General features: G+C 35.3%; 22 protein-coding genes. 5 read left to right on the top strand and 17 right to left on the bottom strand.

What is annotated here, in order from left to right; all coding sequences use genetic code 11:
* Window positions 1-9: 9 nt before the first annotated feature.
* Both A9G35_RS08165 and gss read right to left on the bottom strand, forming a co-directional pair.
* Window positions 10-1467, bottom strand: coding sequence for an SrfA family protein (locus A9G35_RS08165; protein ID WP_065636440.1), 1458 nt, complete (start codon window positions 1465-1467; stop codon window positions 10-12).
* 245 nt (window positions 1468-1712) lie between these two features.
* The gene (gene gss / locus A9G35_RS08160) at window positions 1713-3623 is read right to left on the bottom strand and encodes a bifunctional glutathionylspermidine amidase/synthase (protein WP_065636439.1); all 1911 of its coding nucleotides are present in this window, start codon (window positions 3621-3623) and stop codon (window positions 1713-1715) included.
* A gap of 189 nt (window positions 3624-3812) precedes the next feature.
* Here gss and ybeD point away from each other — a divergent pair, with 189 nt between their 5' ends.
* Entirely contained in the window at window positions 3813-4079 is a 267-nt protein-coding gene (ybeD, locus tag A9G35_RS08155) for a DUF493 family protein YbeD (RefSeq protein ID WP_065636438.1), read from the top strand.
* Between the two features lie 323 nt (window positions 4080-4402).
* Here the strand turns inward: ybeD and adk are convergent, their stop codons facing one another.
* The 11 genes from adk to putP all read right to left on the bottom strand — a co-directional run bounded on the left by adk (window position 4403) and on the right by putP (window position 15513).
* A complete protein-coding gene (gene adk / locus A9G35_RS08150) occupies window positions 4403-5047 on the bottom strand; it encodes an adenylate kinase (RefSeq protein WP_065636437.1) in 645 nt (214 codons plus the stop codon).
* Between the two features lie 38 nt (window positions 5048-5085).
* Window positions 5086-5340, bottom strand: a complete 255-nt coding sequence (locus A9G35_RS08145) for a YfgJ family double zinc ribbon protein (protein WP_065636436.1) — start codon at window positions 5338-5340, stop codon at window positions 5086-5088.
* Between the two features lie 3 nt (window positions 5341-5343).
* Window positions 5344-6813 carry a ribosome biogenesis GTPase Der gene (der, locus tag A9G35_RS08140; protein ID WP_065636435.1) on the bottom strand — a complete coding sequence of 490 codons (1470 nt, stop codon included), beginning with the start codon at window positions 6811-6813 and terminating at the stop codon, window positions 5344-5346.
* A 28-nt stretch (window positions 6814-6841) separates the two neighbouring features.
* Window positions 6842-8014 carry an outer membrane protein assembly factor BamB gene (bamB, locus tag A9G35_RS08135; protein WP_065636434.1) on the bottom strand — a complete coding sequence of 391 codons (1173 nt, stop codon included), beginning with the start codon at window positions 8012-8014 and terminating at the stop codon, window positions 6842-6844.
* Window positions 8015-8043: 29 nt separating this feature from the next.
* On the bottom strand, window positions 8044-8802 hold the full coding sequence (locus tag A9G35_RS08130) for a YfgM family protein (RefSeq protein WP_065636433.1): 759 nt from the start codon (window positions 8800-8802) through the stop codon (window positions 8044-8046).
* Window positions 8803-8818: 16 nt separating this feature from the next.
* A complete protein-coding gene (gene hisS / locus A9G35_RS08125; protein WP_065636432.1) occupies window positions 8819-10096 on the bottom strand; it encodes a histidine--tRNA ligase in 1278 nt (425 codons plus the stop codon).
* Between the two features lie 24 nt (window positions 10097-10120).
* Window positions 10121-11230 (bottom strand): flavodoxin-dependent (E)-4-hydroxy-3-methylbut-2-enyl-diphosphate synthase, encoded by a 1110-nt coding sequence (ispG, locus tag A9G35_RS08120; RefSeq protein WP_065636431.1) that lies wholly within the window; start codon window positions 11228-11230, stop codon window positions 10121-10123.
* Between the two features lie 86 nt (window positions 11231-11316).
* The gene (locus A9G35_RS08115) at window positions 11317-11760 is read right to left on the bottom strand and encodes a helix-turn-helix domain-containing protein (RefSeq protein WP_081300169.1); all 444 of its coding nucleotides are present in this window, start codon (window positions 11758-11760) and stop codon (window positions 11317-11319) included.
* Window positions 11761-11826: 66 nt separating this feature from the next.
* Entirely contained in the window at window positions 11827-12693 is an 867-nt protein-coding gene (gene pdxY, locus A9G35_RS08110; RefSeq protein ID WP_065636429.1) for a pyridoxal kinase PdxY, read from the bottom strand.
* 4 nt (window positions 12694-12697) lie between these two features.
* A complete protein-coding gene (gene tyrS / locus A9G35_RS08105) occupies window positions 12698-13969 on the bottom strand; it encodes a tyrosine--tRNA ligase (protein ID WP_218057237.1) in 1272 nt (423 codons plus the stop codon).
* Window positions 13970-14025: 56 nt separating this feature from the next.
* Entirely contained in the window at window positions 14026-15513 is a 1488-nt protein-coding gene (gene putP, locus A9G35_RS08100; protein WP_065574350.1) for a sodium/proline symporter PutP, read from the bottom strand.
* Window positions 15514-15776: 263 nt separating this feature from the next.
* Between putP and nth the strand changes: the two genes are divergently transcribed.
* A complete protein-coding gene (gene nth, locus A9G35_RS08095; protein WP_065606541.1) occupies window positions 15777-16415 on the top strand; it encodes an endonuclease III in 639 nt (212 codons plus the stop codon).
* A 6-nt stretch (window positions 16416-16421) separates the two neighbouring features.
* Complete coding sequence (gene smrB, locus A9G35_RS08090; RefSeq protein ID WP_065636427.1) at window positions 16422-16967, top strand: endonuclease SmrB; 546 nt, start codon at window positions 16422-16424, stop codon at window positions 16965-16967.
* A gap of 478 nt (window positions 16968-17445) precedes the next feature.
* Here smrB and cgtA read toward each other — a convergent pair whose 3' ends face one another.
* The 4 genes from cgtA to rplU all read right to left on the bottom strand — a co-directional run bounded on the left by cgtA (window position 17446) and on the right by rplU (window position 20241).
* Window positions 17446-18612 (bottom strand): Obg family GTPase CgtA, encoded by a 1167-nt coding sequence (gene cgtA, locus A9G35_RS08085; RefSeq protein ID WP_065636426.1) that lies wholly within the window; start codon window positions 18610-18612, stop codon window positions 17446-17448.
* Window positions 18612-19577, bottom strand: coding sequence for a DMT family transporter (locus A9G35_RS08080; RefSeq protein ID WP_065636453.1), 966 nt, complete (start codon window positions 19575-19577; stop codon window positions 18612-18614). The genes cgtA and A9G35_RS08080 overlap by 1 nt, the downstream gene beginning before the upstream one ends.
* 79 nt (window positions 19578-19656) lie before the next feature.
* Complete coding sequence (gene rpmA, locus A9G35_RS08075) at window positions 19657-19917, bottom strand: 50S ribosomal protein L27 (protein ID WP_025314437.1); 261 nt, start codon at window positions 19915-19917, stop codon at window positions 19657-19659.
* Window positions 19918-19932: 15 nt separating this feature from the next.
* Window positions 19933-20241, bottom strand: a complete 309-nt coding sequence (gene rplU / locus A9G35_RS08070) for a 50S ribosomal protein L21 (RefSeq protein ID WP_065636425.1) — start codon at window positions 20239-20241, stop codon at window positions 19933-19935.
* 238 nt (window positions 20242-20479) lie between these two features.
* Here rplU and narX point away from each other — a divergent pair, with 238 nt between their 5' ends.
* A complete protein-coding gene (gene narX / locus A9G35_RS08065; protein ID WP_065636424.1) occupies window positions 20480-22309 on the top strand; it encodes a nitrate/nitrite two-component system sensor histidine kinase NarX in 1830 nt (609 codons plus the stop codon).
* Complete coding sequence (gene narL, locus A9G35_RS08060) at window positions 22293-22946, top strand: two-component system response regulator NarL (RefSeq protein ID WP_065636423.1); 654 nt, start codon at window positions 22293-22295, stop codon at window positions 22944-22946. Before narX ends, narL begins: the two co-directional genes overlap by 17 nt.
* Window positions 22947-23027: the final 81 nt, after the last annotated feature.

Genomic DNA, 23027 nt, shown 5'->3' with positions numbered 1-23027 from the left:
ATATAACCTTTATTGTTTTTTCATCGTTATTGGGAATGAAGTCCCATTATTATAAATTCCTTGGCAATTAGCTTTATTATTGTTGCCAGGTGTGCATTGAATGTTTGGTAGTTGATATTTGCTATTATCACTACAAATCGTTTCATTGTTACCCGCAATAGTTAAATGAGTATCTTTGATATTTGTACCAACCTTACCGACACATTTCACGCCATCACTACGTGTTACTGTGACCTCGCCATTTCCATCGTTAAAGTTATAACTTAATTGCAATGGCTTACCTGTAGCTTTGTCTTGAATACCACCATTGACAGACCATTGGCCATTTAAGAATTTTGTTGACCCCTCTTTTATTGCATCAGCAGGTAGCGCTAAGTTATTTGTTTGATCAACAGCAGGATTAACATTATCTGATGATGTAGATGTTGGAACAGTGCTATTTTGCTCATTTCTATTATCTTGAGCATCAGGGGTTGGCATATCATTACCTTTATCGCTATTATTTGAGTTGTCAGAAGTTGCTGAATGATCAACTACGTCACCTGCGGTATTAGTGCTATTAGCAATCCCATTAGCATCAACTGGAATTGTACCATTTACTATGCCATTACCTGCAACACCCAAATGATTATCTACCACAACATTTTCAGTTTTTAACTCTCGTTCTGGTTCTTTTTCAACCTTTTTTTCATCATTAACAACAGGTACACTGACATTACCATTTTCAGGTAACGATAATGACGGATTAACCGATATTTTAGGATTTAACCAGCAGCCTCGTAATAAAAAGAAGGCTAAAAGAAGCAATAACAAAGGTAATAAGCCTAATAACCATACCCACCAACGTTTCCACCATGGTCTGGTTTTGAACGGTTCAGGTATCGGTGGTGGGGTAACAACGGTTGCTGGTGTGACTTTTTTTACTGGTTCTAAACAATAGAATGGTGAATTAACTTGAGGCGTTTGAGGATGTACAAAGCCCCAAAAAGTAATGACAGGTTGACCATTAACAATGTAAACAAACTGATTACTTGGAAAACGGATTGCCATCAAATTAGATTCAGCATTATCGACGCTATTTTTGGGATCATAAATAAGTCGACTAAAAAGCAGTTGATCGCCATCTAAATTTGGGTTGCTAGCTAATTGCTTACCCAAATTCATGACTTTATGTTCAAATTCTTTAAGCAAAATCAGCGCTGATTCCTGCTCTGATTCGCTAGCGGATGTCCAAGGAATAATATCATATTGACCATCAGGCTGATTTGAATCAAAAGGAATATACCAATCAATAATATTACCTTGATCATTACGCTGAGGAATGGCTAAATAATCGGCATACTGCTTACCCAGTTTAACTCTAAACATTTCACGAATTTGAGTCGCTACCAAATAAGCTGCTTTACCATCATATCCCAACATTTTGAAATCTTTGATATCGCCACTTCTAAGTAATGTATTTGCCATATATTCCTTTCTATTTTTTACATTATTTTTATTTCTTAACATTTTTTTACAACAAAAACAAGTTTAACAGAAAACACCATTATTGTAATTGATATCATTATAGACATTATGAGTGTTAAGCATATTTTTGTTAGGTTGTGTCATAAATAGACCAACTTGTATAAATTATAAATAAATACTAATAATTAATTGATTTATACTTATTTTATAATCAATTAGCAATAACTAACAAGTCCTTTTTATACTTAAACACGTACTTCTCCTGAAACTTTTTCACAAGATTGTTTCAAAAACTCATCATCTGTTAATACACGCAATGGTTGCATATCGCTTTCACCTTTTATAACTAAAGAAGGATCGGAGCGTAAGCAAGTTCCACCATAATGTCCACCAACAGTAAAAGTACATAGCTGTAGGTAGCGATCTTCGACTTTTGGTAAACACCATAGCTCTTGGTAAATGTTTTCTTGTTTAGCAAAACGTCCAACTGTTTTATCAAGGATCTGTTCTTGATTACTGACTAATTGAATATCACTTCCACGGCGTCCTGCTATTGGTTTAACAGCATAACCTTTTTTAATTAAGCTTTCATTGAGTTCAAATGTGGATTCTAATAAATAACGGTGATTTGGAAACAGTGACCATAATACAGGTAAAATAGCTTTATTACTTGGAATTACCGTCCATAATGGCTCAAAAACTGAGATTTCTGGTCGCAATAATACATCAATTAACCTGACTGTATTTTCTGGATGCCAAGTGCGAATTGGTATGCCTGCAATTTGCGCTTCACTTTCCTCACGAAGTTGCTCTAATACCGTTTCCCAAGCCCATGTTTTCCAAACGCAGGTCACTTGACGGTCTTCATCATCCACAAGTTGACCACGTTTATCCCATCTTAACCCATTGAGTCCTCGCAAGATTTTGCTATCAAATCCGGCCTGAGTAAGCGCTGTTTGCATAAATAATGCATGGTAATTTTCTTCACTATCATTATCTTGCATGATATGTACAAAAGGTTGGGCATCGCTATGTCGCCAACAGTTAGCTAAGGCGTTGAGTAAACCACTGCTAGGGTTAGTTCCTCGATTTAATCCAGCTTGAATAGCCCATTTTTGTAAAATATCTCCCGCTTCAGTATGGCACGAGGCGGAATCAGCATTATATTCATACACTTTTAAGCCTCGTTCATCCATACAAAAATCTAATCGTCCAGTTATCATTTGGTAACGGCGTTGCTGCCATGAAAGCCTCAATCTTGGCCAAAGTATTTCGGGAATATTGAAATTCCTCAATAAATCATTATCTTTTAAAACTTTGTCGGTCGCATGTAAATACATTAAATGCAATTCATTGGTGGCTCGAATTAATTCTTGTTCAGCACTTTCCGAAATTATGAAATAACGATAATGATCATCATGACTAATAGCATGACCTGCAGCTAACACATAGGCATTATCTAAGGGTTCTAATTCATTCAGCCATTTTTTATCAAATTGCCCTTCATTTTTAAGGTGAGCGCTATGAATAGTCAGTAATGGGCTAGGCACTGCTGGTTGTGGTAAGCTATGTGCTGTGTCATCTGTTTGGATCATCCACCCTAAGATTTTAGTATCATCAAACGTATCATGTAATTGATAACCTTCACTTGTTACAGTCATCTTTAGTTCTCGCGTCCATTGTTGACCAATAGGTAGTCGCATATGGATAACGTTTTGCTCTGCTACTCGTACTTTGTCTTCAAATACTTCGGTTATAACCGCAACATGACCTGTACGATCAAACACGCCACCATCATCCCATATCAATAACGAGCCCGCCTCTGGCATTTTTTTACTGCCATTAGCGTATGCTTGTAAAGGTAAAATAGCCTCATTAACAACTTGTCTTAAAAAACGAAGTGAAAAAATTTCATGTGCCATTCCCACATCAGTAAAAACAATGCCATAATTTAAAAATAAAAATCGTCTTGCAAATTCAACGCATTGCCATTTGTAGCCCATATATTCATATCCACAATAGCTACGGAATGACGCATCATTTGGATATTGATTTTTATCTAATGTTTCATAATCAGATGAATAAATAGCAACACCGCCTGGTGCATAACCTAATAATGTGCCGAAAGGTTCTTTATGATTGGAATTAGATGACATAATGTTTTAGCCTTATAGTAAATAGCAAGATACGTTTATTTCACTATGTTAGAATTTTCTTATCATAGCTCAAAATATATACTTTAAAAAGCGATGTTTATTGTTCGTTACTTGAAGAATACTAAACCGCCTATATACTAATGATCCTTGATGCCAATATATCCAATCAGTAACTGAGAAAATAAAATTATGCAATCAACAAAATTAAATGAATTATTAGAGTTTCCATGTTCTTTTACTTATAAAGTTATGGGAGAAGCTAAACCAGAGCTTGTCGACAAAGTGGTATCTGTTATTCAGCGGCATGCTCCAGGTGATTATACGCCATCAATTAAACCGAGCAGTAAAGGTAATTACCATTCAGTTTCAATTACCATCAATGCAACGCATATTGATCAGATCGAGAATCTTTATAAAGAATTGGGCGAAATCGATATTGTAAGAATGGTTTTGTAGCGTTTTGCTTTTCTACTCAAAATGGCGTTTTATTGTTATTGATAAAGCGCTATTTTATTCAACACAACCAAAATAAAAACCTCAATAAAATCAATTGCTTTTCAGACTAACTTTTGAATAAAATTTTTCACTTTTATAGAGAAAAACACATCAAAAAAAATTGAATAAAATCAATAACTTTACTGAACGTTTTTTGACGGTATTTGCGTTATGGTTTCACTTTTTGTTATATAAGCATTTGCTATATAAGCAACAATGCAAACCAGTTTGAAAGGGAAAGAGCAAGATAGTTCACAGCCTTGCTCTTTTAATTAATAAACAAATTATCCTAAAATGTTAGCTAACTCTTTGGTTACATCAGCAACAGCTTGTGTGCCATCAACTCGGAAATATTGTGTACGTCCTTCTTTGGCTTCATGCTGATAATAACTAATAAGTGGTTTAGTTAGATCGTGATATTCAATAAGACGTTTACGAACAATTTCTTCATTATCATCTTTACGAATTGTCAGCGGTTCGCCAGTAATGTCATCAATATTTTCAACTTTAGGTGGATTATGACGAACGTGATAAACCCGACCAGAAGGTGCATGAATTCGACGTCCACTCATACGATCAATTATCACTGCATCAGGTACATCAAATTCAAGTACATAGTCAACATTAATACCCGCAGCTTTCATGGCATCAGCCTGTGGCACGGTGCGAGGAAATCCATCTAACAAAAAGCCATTGACGCAATCACTTTGTGCAATGCGCTCTTTAACTAACGCAATTACTAATTCGTCGGTAACAAGTTTACCCGCATCCATGAGTTCTTTAGCTTGTAAACCCAGTGGTGTGCCTGCTTTTACTGCTGCGCGTAGCATATCACCAGTTGAAATTTGGGGGATCCCATATTTTTGCATAATAAATTGTGCTTGCGTCCCCTTGCCTGCTCCTGGTGCTCCTAATAAAATAATTCGCATAAAATAACCTCTTATGGCTTTAATATAAATAAAGTCTTCTATTCTGGTAAATAATGAAATATCACCTTACTGCTGGAAATTAAACCATCAGTATGACAAATATAGTTAATTGCCCCACAGCCTTTAATTATTTGAGCAGATTGGTGACAAATAGGGCAGATGTACTGCTCAAGATAATGCTGCTGACACTGAGGGCATTGATAATGTTGTGGTGAGATGATTGTCATTTTATGATGGCATTTTGGACAAATGCCTTCTTGTCCGCTTTCAACTGTTATTTGTTGTTTTGACATAAACTATTTTCGCCCTCTCACATGTTTCATCAATCGGCGGCGTTTGCGCTGTTGTGATGCGGTTAAGCTGTTTTTTCTACCCTCAAATGGATTGTTGCCTTCTTTAAACTGAATTCGAATAGGTGAACCCATAATTTTTAACGAACGTCTAAAATAGTTCATCAAGTAACGCTTATAAGAATCTGGCAAATCTTCAACTTGGTTGCCATGAATTACAACGATAGGTGGATTATAGCCACCTGCATGAGCATATTTTAATTTAACTCGGCGCCCTTTTACCAATGGTGGTTGGTGATCGTCTTGCGCCATTTGCATAATTTTGGTTAATAATGCCGTGTTAACTCGTCGAGTTGCGCAATCATAGGCTTCTTGAATTGAGTCAAATAAGTTACCAACGCCACTACCGTGAAGTGCAGAGATAAAGTGCACACGTGCAAAATCAATAAAATCAAGCCGATCATCAAGTGTCGTTTTAACTTGTTCTTTGATATCTTGAGACAAACCATCCCATTTATTAACTGCAATAACAAGTGAGCGCCCACTATTGATAATAAAGCCCAATAATGATAAATCTTGATCAGAAATGCCTTCTCTGGCATCAATGACTAAAATAACAACATTGGCATCTTCAATCGCTTGTAAGGTTTTGATGACAGAAAATTTTTCAACCGTTTCGGTGACCTTTCCGCGTTTACGCACACCAGCCGTGTCAATCAAGATATACTCACGTTCATCCCGCGTCATTGGTATGTAAATGCTGTCGCGCGTTGTGCCAGGCATGTCATAAACAACGACTCGCTCTTCCCCTAAAATACGATTAGTTAGTGTAGACTTACCGACATTTGGACGACCTACTATCGCTACTTTAATAGGCTGGTTGATTAATGATTCTGTATTATCGAATTCAGAATCATCACAAAACGGATCTAAGTTGTTTGGTTGTTCATCGCCATCAAAATCGCTATTTTGTTCATCATCAAACTGAAAAATAGGATCTAATACAGTTTCAATTAATGAGCTGACCCCACGACCATGACTGGCTGCTATTGGGTAGATTTCGCCTAATCCTAAACCATAAAAATCAGAGATTGCACTATCAGCGTCAATTCCGTCAATTTTATTGGCAACTAAAAAAGTGGCTTTTTGGCGAGAACGCAAGTGCTTAGCAATAGCATGATCGGCTGGCATTGCTCCAGCTCTAGCATCAACCAAAAAAAGAACAATATCAGCTTCTTCTATGGCTTGTAAGGATTGTTCAGCCATAAAGCTTTCAACCCCATCTTCAGTGCCATCAATACCGCCCGTATCAATCAAGATATACTCATGGCCCTTAATTTCTGCTCGTCCATACTTACGATCACGCGTTAATCCAGGAAAGTCCGCCACTAATGCATCTCGGGTTCTTGTTAACCGATTAAATAAAGTCGACTTTCCAACATTTGGACGACCAACAAGTGCTACAACAGGTACCATGTTTTTTCTCTAAATAACTTTTTATGTATTAATTCTTTGTAAAGGCGTAAATATCACCATTTTTGGCTTGAACAACGACTTTATTGCCTACTACCAATGGTTTAGATATTAATCCGCTACTGCTTACTTGTGTTTTTGCGACAAGCTCGCCATTTTCGGCATTTAGCCAATATAGGTAACCTTCAAAATCACCAAACACAACATAACCTTGGTAAAGAATCGGATCGGTTAACTGACGATGACTAAGATCTGATTGAGTCCAAAGCACTGCCCCACCATTTTTTGCAATAGCTTGAACGTTGTCGTTTTGATCAATAACAAATAATCGATTGGTATCAACAGCAAAGCTATGAATAGAGCCAAGATCTTTACGCCAAACTGGTTGACCATCACTTAAATCAAGTGCAACAATACTACCATTATAACCAACTGAATAAACTAAATTCCCTTCAACGACAGGAGTTGAATCAACATCATTTAATTTTGCTATTTCAGTAGAGCCCGATGGCTGCGAAATTCGTTGCTGCCAAATTAATTGACCATCATTGATGTAGTAAGCATTTACTCGCCCATTGTCATCACCAAAAATCGCAGCTCCATGCGCAATTGTTGGCGTCGAATTACCTCGTAACGATAATGCCGGAACTTCTAAGGATACATCCCACAAATTATCACCTGTATCACGATTTAGACCTTGAAGAATGCCACTTGCTGTGTGAATGATTAATTTATCTTCAGAAGATACAGGGCGAGCAAGCACTTCGCCTTTTACTGGTTTTTCCCATACTACTTTTCCGTCTTGACGATCTAATGCATACACAATAGCTCGTTCACTGCCAACATAAACATATTTATCGTCAGCACTTACGCCACCTGAAAATAGTGCTGTTTTACTACTAAAAAGCGTACTTTTTGATAGATTTACGTCCCACAATGTTTTGCCGTTTGATAAGTCAATAGCTTTAACTTGCCCACTACGACTAGCTACATAAATAACATTATCATAATTAATCGGACCTAATAATGAATAAATATGAGTATTGCCTGCAGTGCTATTTTTCCAGATTTGCTGAACAGGAAACTGATTGTTTACCTTCGGTGATGGTGAAACTTGAACAATATCTTCTTCTTTACCGAATAAAGAGCATCCAGCAAGTAAAAACATAAAAACACCAGTAAAAAAACATTTAGATAACTTCATTGTATAGCCCCTTATAGCAGCAGGATAAATTAATTTTTACTTTCTTCTGTTACAGCTTGCTTTGCTTTAGCCTCTTGTTCGACTTTTTCTTTAGCCACCTGAGCATCTTGTTCCGCCTTTTCTTTGGCGGCTTGGGCTTCTTGTTCAGCTTGTTGCTTTGTTTTTAAATATTCAGCTTGATTCAGCTTCATTTTAATGGTTTCTTTTAAATCTGGCGTTAGTGAAGAGGTTAGCGCAACGTTATAGGCATCGACAGCATCAGCATAACGCATCATTTTAACCAAGACATCGCCTCTAAGATCGTTAATTACCGCTCCCCAACTTTCGTTAGTGACATGACTTAACGAAGCTAAGCTTTCTTGATATTGACCTTGTTGATATTGTAATCGTGCGATACGAATGTTAATAATCGTTTTAATTGGTTCTGAGTTAGTTTTCTTTGATGCATCAGCCAATAAGGCTTGGGCACCATGGTAGTCTTTTAAAACTTCAACATAAAATTTAGCTGCACGCAAATAAGCAAAAACACTGTAGATCGTGTCGTTGTCTTTAGCAAAAGAGACTAATTCATTAACAGAATCTGTTTTAGTACCATCTAACTCAGCAATTAGTTGCTCGTACTTATCTGAATATTCAATTGCCTTTTCAGCTTTATATGACTGCCAATAATGCCAACCATAAAAAGCCAACAATCCGATCACCAGAACGGCAACTATAATTTTCCATCTTTTAGTAAAAAATCCTTTTATCTCTTCAAGTTGTTCTTCACTCGATAACTGATGACTCACGTTTTTCTCCTATTCTTTACTTAATCGCTAAACAAGTTTGAACAACTTCTTTTTGTGCTACTTCAACTTGTTCACCTGTTTGTAAATTTTTAACCATTACAGACTGATTAGCGAGTTCATTTTCGCCAATAATAATTGCTATTTTAGCACCTAATTTATCAGCTTTGGTAAATTGTTTTTTAAAATTACTACTACCATAATTTGTCATAATTCGCCAATTAGGTAGACTATCTCGTAATAATTCAGCAATATTTTGTGCAACTGAAATGGTCTTTTCATCACCTGATGAGATCATATACACATCAATTGAATTATTACAATTTAGTGATGGGTTAACGGCTTGAACCAATAATACTAAACGCTCAACCCCCATTGCAAAACCAACCGCCGGCGTCGGTTGTCCACCAAGTTGACTCACTAACCCATCATAACGCCCCCCTCCGCAGACAGTACCTTGTGCACCTAAGCTACTAGTTACCCATTCAAATACGGTACGGTTGTAATAATCTAAACCTCGAACTAATCGTTGGTTAATATTATATTTTATCCCTGCATTATCCAGTAGACGACATAATCCTTCAAAATGTTGTTTCGATTCTTCATCTAAATAATCAAACAATTTTGGAGCTCGATTAAGTAGCTCTTGAACAACTGGATTTTTTGAATCAAGTATGCGTAACGGGTTAGTGTACATTCTACGTAAGCAGTCTTCATCCAATTTGTCTTTATATTGCTCAAGAAAAGCAACAAGTGCATTTCGATAATTGGCTCTTGCTTCAAGTGATCCAATTGAATTGAGTTCTAAAGACGTATGATTTTCAAGACCTAACGCTTTCCAAAAGCGTGCCGTTAAAAGGATAATTTCCGCATCAATATTCGGTCCTTCAAGCCCAAAGACTTCAACACCAAACTGGTGAAATTGACGATAACGCCCTTTTTGTGGTTTTTCGTAACGAAATGCTGGTCCTAAATACCAAAGACGTTGCTCTTGATTATAAAATAGACCATGTTCAATACCTGCACGAACACAGCCTGCAGTAATTTCAGGGCGTAGAGTGATACTTTCATCATTACGATCATTAAAAGTATACATCTCTTTCTCAACAATATCGGTAACCTCGCCCACTGCTCGCTTAAATAGTGCGGTATCTTCAACTATTGGTGTTCTTATTTCATTATAGCCGTAGCTATTTAATACACCTTTAACGATTTTTTCAATTTGTTGCCAACTTGCACTATCTGTTGGGAGTAAATCGTTCATCCCTCGTATAGATTGGATCTTTTTCTCTGTCATTTATTTATTCGCTATCTAATAAAATTATAATTCAGTTGCTGCAATTCTGTTTTTCAATATTAATGCTTTAGCACGAATTCTAGCTTCTAATTCATCAATCATTTGTTCATTATCAATACGGCCAATACGTACACCATCTTCATAAAAACCACTTTTATTATGCCCGCCAGCAACTCCCATGGTTGAAGCTAAAGCCTCACCAGGACCATTAACCACACAACCAATAATAGACACATCCATTGGTGTAATAATATCTTCTAATCGTTGTTCTAATTTATTGACTGTATTAATCACATCAAACTCTTGGCGAGAGCAAGTTGGACAAGCAATAAAATTAATACCACGAGACCGTATACGTAGTGATTTTAAAATATCAAATCCCACTTTTACTTCTTCAGTCGGATCGGCTGCTAAAGATACACGAAGTGTATCGCCAATCCCTTCTGATAATAATAAACCTAATCCTATTGCTGATTTAACTGCACCACTACGGAAACCACCAGCTTCAGTAATACCTAAGTGCAGTGGCTGCCTAATTTGCTTAGCTAATAAGCGATAAGCATCAACAGCAGTAAACACGTCTGATGCTTTCACACTTACCTTAAATTGGTCAAAATTAAATCGTTCAAGTATGTCCACATGACGCATCGCTGATTCAACAATCGCTTGTGGTGTCGGTTCACCATATTTTTCTTGAATATCTTTTTCAAGCGATCCAGAATTAACACCAATTCGTATAGGAATATTTTTGTCTTTAGCACAATCAACAACGGCGCGAATCCTTGTTTCATTCCCTATATTACCTGGATTAATTCTTAAACAGTCAACCCCATATTCAGCCACTTTTAATGCAATACGATAATCAAAATGAATATCAGCAATAAGCGGAACGTTAGCTTGTTGTTTAATCAATTTAAACGCTTCAGCAGCATCCATCGTTGGAACGGATACCCGCACAATATCGACGCCTACACGTTCAAGCGATCGAATCTGAGCGACAGTCTTTTCAACATCTGTTGTACGAGTATTTGTCATCGATTGAACAGATATAGGAGCTCCCCCCCCTATGGGCACACTGCCGACATAAATTCGGGTAGATTCTCGTCTAACAATAGGTGAATCCTGATGACTCATAATACGCCTAATTATATTACAAAATAACTAGCCAGCAATCTTAACAAGATTTAGAGCAAATGTCTGTATGAGAATAAGAAAATTTGCTAACTATTGACATGATTAACAGAAGATGGAGAAACATAATGATTGACTTCAACAAAATGATTTTTATTATCTTGATTCATAAAATATAAAGCTATACCAAGAACACAAAGAAGAAAAAATATACCAATAAAAAGAAAAGGTATTTTACTTGTTTTTTTTGTTATAAACATTTTGGATTGAGCTTTCTTTTGTTGAATTTTGGATTGATTATTTAACTCATTGATATACGGTTGATACTGCTCGATTGATAGGCCGACAATCTCAGCATAGGAACGAATATAACCTTTTACAAAAACAAGAGGGGCATGAGGTAACAGGTCTTTTTCTATATCGTCAATCACAGTTTTTCGCACATGAATTTTATTGGCAATATCATCTTGAGTTAATCCCATTTGTTCTCGTAGATCTGCGAGCATTACTCCTAATGAAATATTGTCCATCATCCCCTCATGAATTTAATATTAGAAATTAGTCAATCTAATTTTACATAATTTTACATGTTTTTACAATTAATCAATTTTTTTAGCATTAAACCAATGCGTTGGTTTTTCTATTTCATTTTGCGCCGCAACTAATTGTAGTTCATATTCATCTTGTTTTAAGGTTTCAAGCATAACCGCATACACAGATGAAGTTGTGTGTTCAAAAGCTTCAACCAATGATTTGCCAAGTAAAATATTTGCTAAAAACAACCCACTAGTCATATCACCAACACCAACTGGCTGCCTTACACCAAAATCAACAAGCGGACGATCTATATGCCATGCTTCGTTTTGAGTCACAAGCAACATTTCAAAACGATCATTTTTATATCCTGCACGACTTAAATGTTTAACTAAAATTGCTTTTGGGCCTTTTTTACATAATTCCCTACAAGCTAATATTGCCTCGTCAACATTATTAATACGTTGTTTACCATTTAGTTCTTCAAGCTCTAAAATATTCGGTGCCATCATATCGGCCATTGGCAAAGCGGTATTACATAAAAACTCTGATACACCGGGAGCAACAAAACAACCTTTTTCAGGATGTCCCATTACAGGATCGCAAAGATAAATCGCATTTGGATTAACAGCTTTTACCTTTTTAACAATTTCGATAATAGCATTACCTTGCTCTGGTGATCCCATATAGCCACTTAATACCGCATCACAACGTTTGAGTTCATCAATTTGATTAATTCCATCTGCGATCTCTGTTAAATGAGATGCTGACATTACCGTTCCAGTCCATTGGCGATATTGAGTATGATTAGAAAATTGTACGGTGTTTAAAGGCCAAACATTAACACCTAATCGACGCATAGGAAATTCTGCCGCACTATTTCCTGCATGACCAAATACAACATGTGACTGAATCGATAAAATATTTTTCATGAGATTAACTCCAAATTAACAAGCAATAATATTTTTTACCACGACGAAGTAAAGTATAACGATTAAAAAGCTTATCACTATCTAAAAAACGGTAATCCGTTGTTGTATTACGTTCACCATTAATTGAAATAGCATTGGATTCAATCATCGTTCTAGCCTGACCTCTTGACGGAGCAAACTGTGCATTAACAATAGCTTGTTGCAAATCAACATCACTTTCAACAGCTAATGTTGGCATACCATCTTGAGCTAATTGTTCAAAGTCAGCTTCGGATAAGTCAGTTAATTTGCCTGAAAACAAGCTTTCTGTAATTCGTTTTGCTGCAACAAGTCCTTCTTCACCATGAACTAAGCGTGTAACTTGTTCAGCAAGTACATACTGTGCTCGAGGTGCAACACCACTATTTTTATCCTCTTCTTCCAATGCATCAATTTCAGTTAGAGGCATAAATGTGAAGAATTTTAAGAATCGATAAACATCAGCATCAGCAGTATTTATCCAGAATTGATAGAACTTATATGGGCTGGTCTTTTTAGGATCAAGCCATACTGCACCACTTTCAGTTTTACCAAATTTAGTGCCATCTGATTTAGTGATTAACGGCACAGTCAAACCATAAACTTGTTTTTGATGTAAGCGACGAGTTAAATCAATACCTGCGGTAATATTACCCCACTGATCAGACCCACCAATTTGTAAAACGACATCATGCGATTTATTCAAACAGGCAAAGTCATACGACTGTAGCAGGCTATAAGAAAATTCGGTAAATGAAATACCCACTTCATCACGATCAATACGTTGTTTCACAGACTCTTTATTGATCATTGAATTAACTGAAAAATACTTACCAACATCACGCAAAAAAGTTAGCACATTCATACCGCTAAACCAATCGTAGTTATTGGCAACAATCGCTGCATTTTCACCACAATTAAAATCTAAAAATGGTGACACTTGTTGTTTGATCTTTTCACTCCACTCAATAACTGTTTCCTCAGTATTAAGTTTTCGTTCAACAGCTTTAAAACTTGGATCGCCAATTAATCCTGTTGCTCCCCCTACAAGCGCAACAGGTTTATGACCAGCTAACTGAAAACGTTTTAAACAAAGTAATGGAACTAAATGACCAAGATGCAAACTATCTGCTGTTGGATCAAAACCACAATAAAGCGCAATAGGATTTTGTTCAATTTGTTCTATTAGTGCTTTTTCATCAGTAAGCTGAGCAATCAGCCCACGTTCTTGTAGTTGTTTGATCACATTTTTTGTCATGATATTTTACCTATTAAATTTATTACATTTATATTCTAGTTTAAATAAGATTTATTCTAATTTATTTTGTTGTGATAACGTTTATACGCTTGTTTAAAATGATCTGCTACGATCTCGTTTGGCTTTTTATCAAAAAGACTAAAAATAATAATAGCTATAGAAGCAAATAAAAATCCAGGGATAAGCGAATACAAATTAAACCAATTAAAATTAATCCATAGCAACACAGTTACGGCACCAGTTATCATTCCAGCTAGTGCTCCATTACGTGTCATACGCGACCAAAAAACAGAAAATACGATTATAGGACCAAACGCCGCACCAAATCCAGCCCAAGCATGACTTACTAAATCAAGTACGCTATTATTTGGATTAATAGCTAATAAAATAGCAATAACTGAAACTAATAGCACCATTATACGACCAACCCATACCAGTTCCTTTTGTTTTGCTTTTGGTCTAAAAAACGCACGATAAAAATCTTCCGTTAGAGCACTTGAACAAACTAATAATTGACAACTTAATGTGCTCATTACCGCTGCTAAAATAGCGGCCAACAAAATACCAGCAATCCAAGGATTAAAGAGTAATTTCGACAATTCGATAAAAATACGTTCATGTTTACCATCATTAATCAAGTAAGATAAATCTGGATTATGAGCAAAAAAGGCGATACCAAAAAAACCAACCGTGATTGCGCCAGCTAAACACAAAATCATCCATGTCATACTAATCCGTCGAGCGTTTTTCATTACTTCATGTGAATCAGCAGCCATAAATCTGGCTAAAATATGAGGTTGCCCAAAATATCCAAGCCCCCAACCTAATAATGAAATAATGGCAATAAAATCCATATGAGCAAATAAATTGGTATAATCTGAATTGAGCGATTCAATATATATCAATGCATCAGAAAGCCCACCTGCATTCACCATAACCATAATTGGCGTTAGAATAAGTGCAAACATCATTAAACTAGCTTGAATAGTATCAGTCCAGCTTACTGCTAAAAAACCACCGATAAACGTATAGGCAATTGTTGCACCTGCACCCGCTAACATCGCCCAGCCATAGCTCATACAAAATGTACTCTCGAATAACTTTGCACCCGCAACTACACCAGAAGCACAATAAATAGTAAAAAATATTAGAATAATGATAGCTGAAATAATACGTAGAAGTGAGCTTTTATCATCAAATCGACGAGCAAAATAATCGGGTAAAGTTAGTGAATTATGATTGATTTCAGTAAAGACTCGTAATCGTCCTGCAATGAGTAGCCAATTTAAATAAGCACCAATAATCAATCCGATTGCAATCCAACTTTGTGAAATACCAAACAAAAAAACAGCACCAGGTAATCCCATTAATAGCCAACCACTCATATCTGATGCGCCAGCTGAAAGCGCAGTCACAACACTACCGATACGACGCCCACCTAAAATATAATCACCAAAATTTTGCGTTGAACGAAACGCAAAAAAACCTATGGCAATCATGCCTAAAATATATACAGCAAAGGTGACAATCATTGGTAAGGGCATATCTTTAAAAAACCTTATTTGATAAAATTAAGAAATAGTACGCTAGCTTATCATAAAATGACTATGCTAAAAAGTCAGTGAGTATAAATGTGAATATACAAATAACAAAAAACTAAGCAACATTAAAAATAAAATTGTCTTACAATTACTAATCAGTACATTTCATCGTTCTCATCCATATAAAAAAATAAATGTAACTTACAGATAAACAGTAAATAAAAGTATATAATATGCGTCTTACTATTTTTTAATAAAATTATTTTGTGAAACAATCAACCCGAATTCAAATTTTAGAAAGATTAAAAGATCATATTAAAGATCCAACAACAGAACTAGTGTATGAAACACCTTTTGAATTATTAATCGCAGTAGTACTTTCAGCCCAAGCGACTGATGTTAGTGTAAACAAAGCCACAAAACCGCTGTTTGCTATTGCTAATACTGCTGAACAAATTTTGGCTCTTGGTATTGATAAACTAAAAAGCTATATCCGTACCATTGGGCTTTATAACAGTAAAGCGGATAATATAATAAAAACGTGTCAAATTTTGGTAGATAAATATCAGGGTGAAGTTCCTGAACGTTTTGATGCACTAATTGAATTACCGGGTGTTGGTCGTAAAACGGCAAATGTTGTATTAAACACCGCTTTCGGTTGGCCTACCATTGCCGTTGATACACACATATTTAGAGTAAGCAACCGTACAGGTTTTGCACCAGGTAAAACAGTAGAGGTTGTTGAAGAAAAATTGCTGAAAGTCGTACCCAAAGAATATAAAATAAATTGTCACCACTGGCTAATATTACATGGCCGTTATACCTGTATTGCCAGAAAGCCTAGATGTGGATCCTGTGTTATAGAAGATTTGTGCGAATTTAAAGAAAAAACTTATCCAGAGTAGAAATCAATGCCAAATAAATTTAATTTAGACCAAGATGATATAAACTTGTTTAAAAATAGTATTGGTAACATCACCAAAAAACTAAAACAAGATACTGTCGTTCATAAACCACAAAAACGTTCACAAAAAGTAATAGAAACCCAAAAACAGCAATATGAAAAAATTAATGCTGAATTTTATTTTTCTGATGATTATCAGCCGCTATTGCAAGAAGACCCTATTTGCTATAGCCGAGAAAATGCAGATTCCTACGAAGTAAAAAAATTGCGTCGTGGATTTTATGAACCAGAATTCTTTTTAGACCTACATGGGTTAATTCAACAAGAGGCTAAAAAAGAAATTGCCGCTCTTATCGCAGCATGTTTACGTGAAAGAACGCATTGTGCTTGTATCATGTATGGACATGGGAAAAACATCTTAAAAAAACAAACACCCATGTGGCTAGCTCAGCATCCTCATGTTATCTGTTTTCATCAAGCCCCTAAAGAATTTGGTGGCAACGCAGCACTTCTCATTTTATTTGATATTGAAAACAAACTAATAAATAGCTAGTTTTTGAAAACTTAACCAACCATCTGGGTAATCATAAAAATAATTTTTACTCTTCTTCCGTCAATTTATTTAAGCCTTTGTGACGACATTAGCATGTAGATAAAAACAACAATTAAAATAGTTTTAACTAGAGGTTAATGTTTAAAAATAATTGTTAATAACGCAAAACAAAAAAACCAGCTTAGCGATAACGTCAAGCTGGTAAACATTGGAAGCAATGTGAGCAATGTCATACTTTTTCAGAAGCCTCTAAAGCTCTAACAAAGTACGACAATAATGATAATGATTATCATTAACAAGATCAAGCATTTTTTTATTTTCTAAGCTAGATAAAAATAAATCCTTTATTCACTAATTTCATAATAAGAGGATTCATATTTAACAATATAAAAAATAAGCAGAATATTCCTATTCTGCTTTTATAAAAAATTCTATACAATGGCTAATTTAGGCGAAATAAAACAGAGTATAGTACTCATTATTTTTGATAAATAAATTCAACACCCTCTTCATCGCTTTCGTCCCAGTCATCAAAATCATCGTCATCATCAAAAGTCTCATCCATTGCTTGTTGATGGTAATCATCCCACATAAATTCCACTTTTTCAGGCGATGACTCTTCTTGTTCTGCTTCACGTGGATGCGCATTGATATATTCCATTAAGTCCCAACATAAGGTCTTTATACCTTCTTGATTAATGGCTGAAATAATATAATATTTATCTTTCCAATCAAGTGCCTTAGCTATTTCGGCTGCACGTTTAGCACTCTCTTCAGGACCTAATACATCCATTTTATTAAACACCAACCAACGTGGTTTATTAGCTAATTTTTCACTATATCGTTGAACCTCTTGGATTATCACTTTAGCATTTTCTACCGGATCTGATTCATCTACTGGTGCCATATCGATCAAGTGAACTAAAACACGACAACGTTCAAGATGTTTTAAGAAACGAATACCAAGTCCTGCACCGTCTGATGCCCCCTCTATTAAACCAGGAATATCAGCAACAACAAAACTCTGTTCATTATCCATTCTTACTACACCTAAACTAGGCACTAAAGTAGTAAATGGATAATCGGCAACCTTTGGTTTAGCAGCTGAAACTGAGCGAATAAAAGTTGATTTACCAGCATTAGGTAAGCCCAACATCCCCACATCAGCAAGTAACAATAATTCTAATAATACATCGCGCTTTTCACCTGGAGTACCATCCGTTTTTTGCCTTGGTGCACGATTTACCGATGATTTAAAACGCGCATTTCCAAGCCCATGAAAACCACCCTTGGCAACCAATACTTTTTGTTGGTGATGGGTTAAATCACCAATAATTTCACCTGTATACTTGTCAGTGATTCTTGTTCCAACAGGGACTTTAACAGTAATATCTTTTCCTCTTTTACCAGTACAATCTGAACCTTGTCCATTTTGTCCGCGTTCAGCCCGATAGTTTTTTTCAAACTGGAAATCAACCAATGTATTTAGATTCTCATCAGCAATAAAAAATACATCACCGCCATCACCACCGTCACCACCATCAGGACCGCCTTTTGGAATATACTTTTCCCGACGGAAACCAACGCAGCCATTACCTCCGTCACCTGCCTCGACTCGAATTGAAGCTTCATCTACAAATTTCATTATTCTTCCTCTTTCTTCTGGTTAATCAGCCAGCCTTTTCTTGGATGCCATAAATAATGCCCAATTGTTGCGAACATCGCACCAGCAACGACTGACACTGCGCCAATATAACCTAAAATATTTAAATACTGCATAGCAAATTTTTCTGGCCAAATTACAGCGAACATATCTGAAAAAATTAATGCAAACAATGGGGTTAGTGTTGTAATAGCACTAACTTGTGCAGCTTGCCAACGCTCCATTGCCATAACTAATGCGCCATAAGCAATAATGGTATTTAAGCCGCAAAAGACAATAGCAAACAATTGAGTTGCATCGGCATTAGCTATTTTCGTTGGCGATGCAAATGGCCATAAAAATACAGTGCAAATAAGATAAATTAACCAAAGTAGCTGTTCTGCAGCTAATTTCCGTAATAACACTTTTTGGGCTAATGCATAACATGCCCATGAAATTGAAGCAAGTAAAGCAAGCCAGACACCAATGCCATAAGTAGACATATTAGCAAAAAGAACAGTAATATTTTTATTAAAAAATAGTCCTAGACCAATTAACAATACAGAAATACCAATTATCTGTGTTGGCCTCAATCGCTCTTTAAAAACAAAAGCGCTTGAAATCATAAATATCACAATACCCATTTGGCCAACAACTTGAGAAGTTGTTGCTGAAAGGTACTGAACTGCATTTGCAAATAATGCAAAATTACCAAGTAAACCAAATCCGGCAATCATTAGTAAGATAAAACGTCGACGTTTTTTAAACATCGCTAAGTTAGGAAATTGTTTTTTATAAGCTAGCCATAACGTAATACCAACTGCAGAAATTGCTAGTCGTGACCACGCCAAAGTTAATGGATCAATAACCACTAATGCATATTTCATTGCAATCGGTACTAATCCCCACAAAATTGCGGTTAACATGGCTAACGCAAAACCTAATTTAACATTTTGCTGTTTTATCATAATAAATAATATAAATTCAAGAAATGAAAAAAGCCCCACAATAACTGTGAGGCTTCCATAACTATTAAACCGTTTTTAATTAGCTGTTAGCAATAACGCTAACATAACGACGATTTTTAGGTCCTTTAACTTCGAATTTTACTTGTCCATCAATTAAAGCAAATAATGTATGATCACGACCACAACCTACATTAGTGCCTGGGTGGAATTGAGTTCCACGTTGACGAACTAAAATATTACCAGCAAGAACTTCTTGAGAACCATAACGTTTAACACCTAAACGTTTACTCTGGGAATCACGACCATTACGTGATGAACCACCAGCCTTCTTATGTGCCATTGTTCGATACTCCTATTAAGCGATTGCAGTGATCTTCACATCAGTAAACCACTGACGGTGACCTTGTTGTTTACGATAGTGTTTACGACGACGGAATTTTACAATTTTCACTTTATCGCCACGACCGTGCTCAACAATTTCTGCTTTAACTGTTGCACCTTCAACAAACGGAGCACCAACTTTGATGTCTTCACCATTTGCTACCATTAAAACTTTATCGAAAACAATTTCTGAACCTGTTTCGACTTCAATTTTTTCCAAGCGAACGACTTGACCTTCGCTAACTCGGTGTTGTTTACCACCACTTTGGAAAACTGCGTACATACTTAACTCCGCAATAAAAAGCAGACGATTACTTGATTAAACATATATGTCTGCGAGATTAATCTTATAGGGCGTGAATTTTACGCAAAATTTATCCTTGTTGCAAGCGCTGTTTACTAAAAGATCGCAAAAAGTGACAAAAAAGATCAGATACATACTGTTTTCACGTTACAATAAACATAATTATTATTTATTGTCATAAATATTCATCATAAATAAAAATCTAAGCATCAATAATATGCCAAAAAGAAAAATTCACTACACAGCGTCAATTATTAATCAACTAACATTATTAATGTTTTTTTTGGGGATCACGGTTTTATTAGTACTATCGTTTTCAACTCAGGTAGCCAATGATACAAAAGGTGGGGCATACATGGTTAATCAGCTAGGTTTATTGAGAATGAAAAATTACCAACTACTTAGCATGATTCCCCTCAACAAAAAAGAGTATGACCGTTTAAATATTTTTATTGATATTTCTTCATCACAGCAACATTTAATGATTTTGAAACGCTACGAATTAATAAATGAATTTAATCAATTAAAAACTGACTGGCAAACTCAACTTGTACCTAAAATCCAACAGGCAAAAAAAATTGATGATATAAAAGCAGACATAGACAACTATGTAGTTCATATCAATCATCTAGTACAAAAGATTGATCAAAAAACCGAAAACAAAATTTATTATATTTCTCAGCTACAACAATTATTTATTGTTATCATCATATGCTTTTTGATTATTCAAATTTATTACTTACGTTACTATCTCCTTGCCCCGTGGAAAAAACTTGTTGAAATGGCTGAGGCAATTACTAATCACGATTTTAGCCAACGTTTTAATATTAAATTGAAAAAAAATGAGTTTGATCTATTAGGATATGCTTTCAATAAAATGTCAGCTCAAATTGAATCACAATATTTATTACTAGAAAAGCAGGTTGCAGAAAAAACAGCTAGATTACAACAAACCAATAAAATGATTTCGTTCCAATATCAAGCAACCAAGAAACTATATACTTCAGCACCATTATGTGAACGTTGTTTAAAAATCCTGCGAGAACTAGAAGAATTAGTCCCATTAACACAATTTCAAATACGCTTTTATGAATCAGAGGATCCTAAACATTATCAACAAATCAGTTACAATAATGAACAAAAATTACCTTATTGCCAAAACATCAAATGTAATGCTTGTTTGATCCCATCAAAAACTAATTCCCCAAATGGGGTTCAGCGTTATTGGTATCTTCAAGAAAACGAACAAAAATACGGGATATTATTTGCTTTTCAGCCAACTGAAATAATACTGACTGATGAACAAGAAAACTTAATTATGGGGCTTATTGAGCAAATCACTACCGCAATAAAACTAGATAAACAAATAGAACAACAAAAACAATATTTATTAATGAACGAACGCTCAGCAATGGCTAGAGAACTACATGATTCCATAGCTCAATCATTATCTTGCTTAAAAATACACCTTAGCTGTTTACAAATGCAATCTGACTTAACATCACAAAACAGTATTGAGTTACTCGCAATGATGCGCAAAGAGGTCAATATTACCTACTCTCAACTAAGAGAGCTGATCACTTCATTTCGTTTACGTTTAAGCCAAACAGGGTTTTATACCAATTTAATGGAATTAATTGAAGAATTTAATGAAAAATTACCATTCAATATTCAGTTTGAATACCAATTGCCTCTAAATATTATCAATAGTAAATATACCTTTCATTTACTACAAATTATTCGCGAAGCGCTTAATAATATATATAAACATGCTAAAGCTACACAGGCTATTGTCAGTTTAAAAATGGATGAAGATAACATTATTACTATTCACATAGAAGATAATGGCATTGGTTTACAAAATGATATTAAACAAGATAACCACTATGGGTTGATTATTATGCGAGACAGAGTTGAAATATTAAACGGTAATTTAACAATAAATAGCCTTCCTCACAAAGGAACACAAATTGTGGTAACATTTAAGGCTAATAAAACCATTCCATTTCAGATAATAGAGACAATAAAAAATGGAGCAAATACCTAGTTCAATACTTCTTATTGATGATCACCCTATGTTAAGAAATGGCGTGAAACAACTAATAAATACAGTAAACCATTTTCAAATCGTAGGAGAAACTGGCTCGGGAATAGAGGGCGTTAAATTAGCACTAGAGCTTGATCCTGATATCATTTTACTTGATATCAATATGCAAGATGTTAGTGGATTAGAAATATTACGTTATTTGCGAGAAAAGAACATATCTAGCCGCATCATTATGTTCACCGTATCAGATGCGAAAGAAGATATCATCACAGCACTAAAAACCGGTGCGGATGGCTATTTGCTAAAAGACATGGAACCAGAAGAGTTTCTCATTTCATTAAAAGAAATTTCGATTGGAAAAGTTATTATGGATAATGCGATTTCACATATTATCCTCAATTATTTACGTTATGGAGAAGAGCCAACCACCCCAAAAATCCATGATGTGAGCTTATTGACACCAAGAGAAAATGAAATTTTCAACTTATTAGTTCAAGGCTTATCAAACAAATTGATTGCCAAAGAGCTTGGCATCGTTGAAAGTACCGTAAAAGTACACATTAAAAGTATTTTTAAAAAACTTAATTTTAAATCACGAATGGAAATGACAGTATGGTATTTACAAAGTAAGGAATAAACTTACTCACCAAAAAATAAAAATAAACCTTCATGTATTACCAATAGGAAAACGCCGAATTGTTTACGCATCATGGTTAAA

It is taken from the genome of Gilliamella sp. Choc5-1, assembly GCF_001690595.1.
Classification (GTDB): Bacteria; Pseudomonadota; Gammaproteobacteria; order Enterobacterales; family Orbaceae; genus Gilliamella; species Gilliamella apicola_M.
Note: the sequence above shows the minus strand (reverse complement) of the source record. Positions and strands in the feature narration are given on the sequence as shown.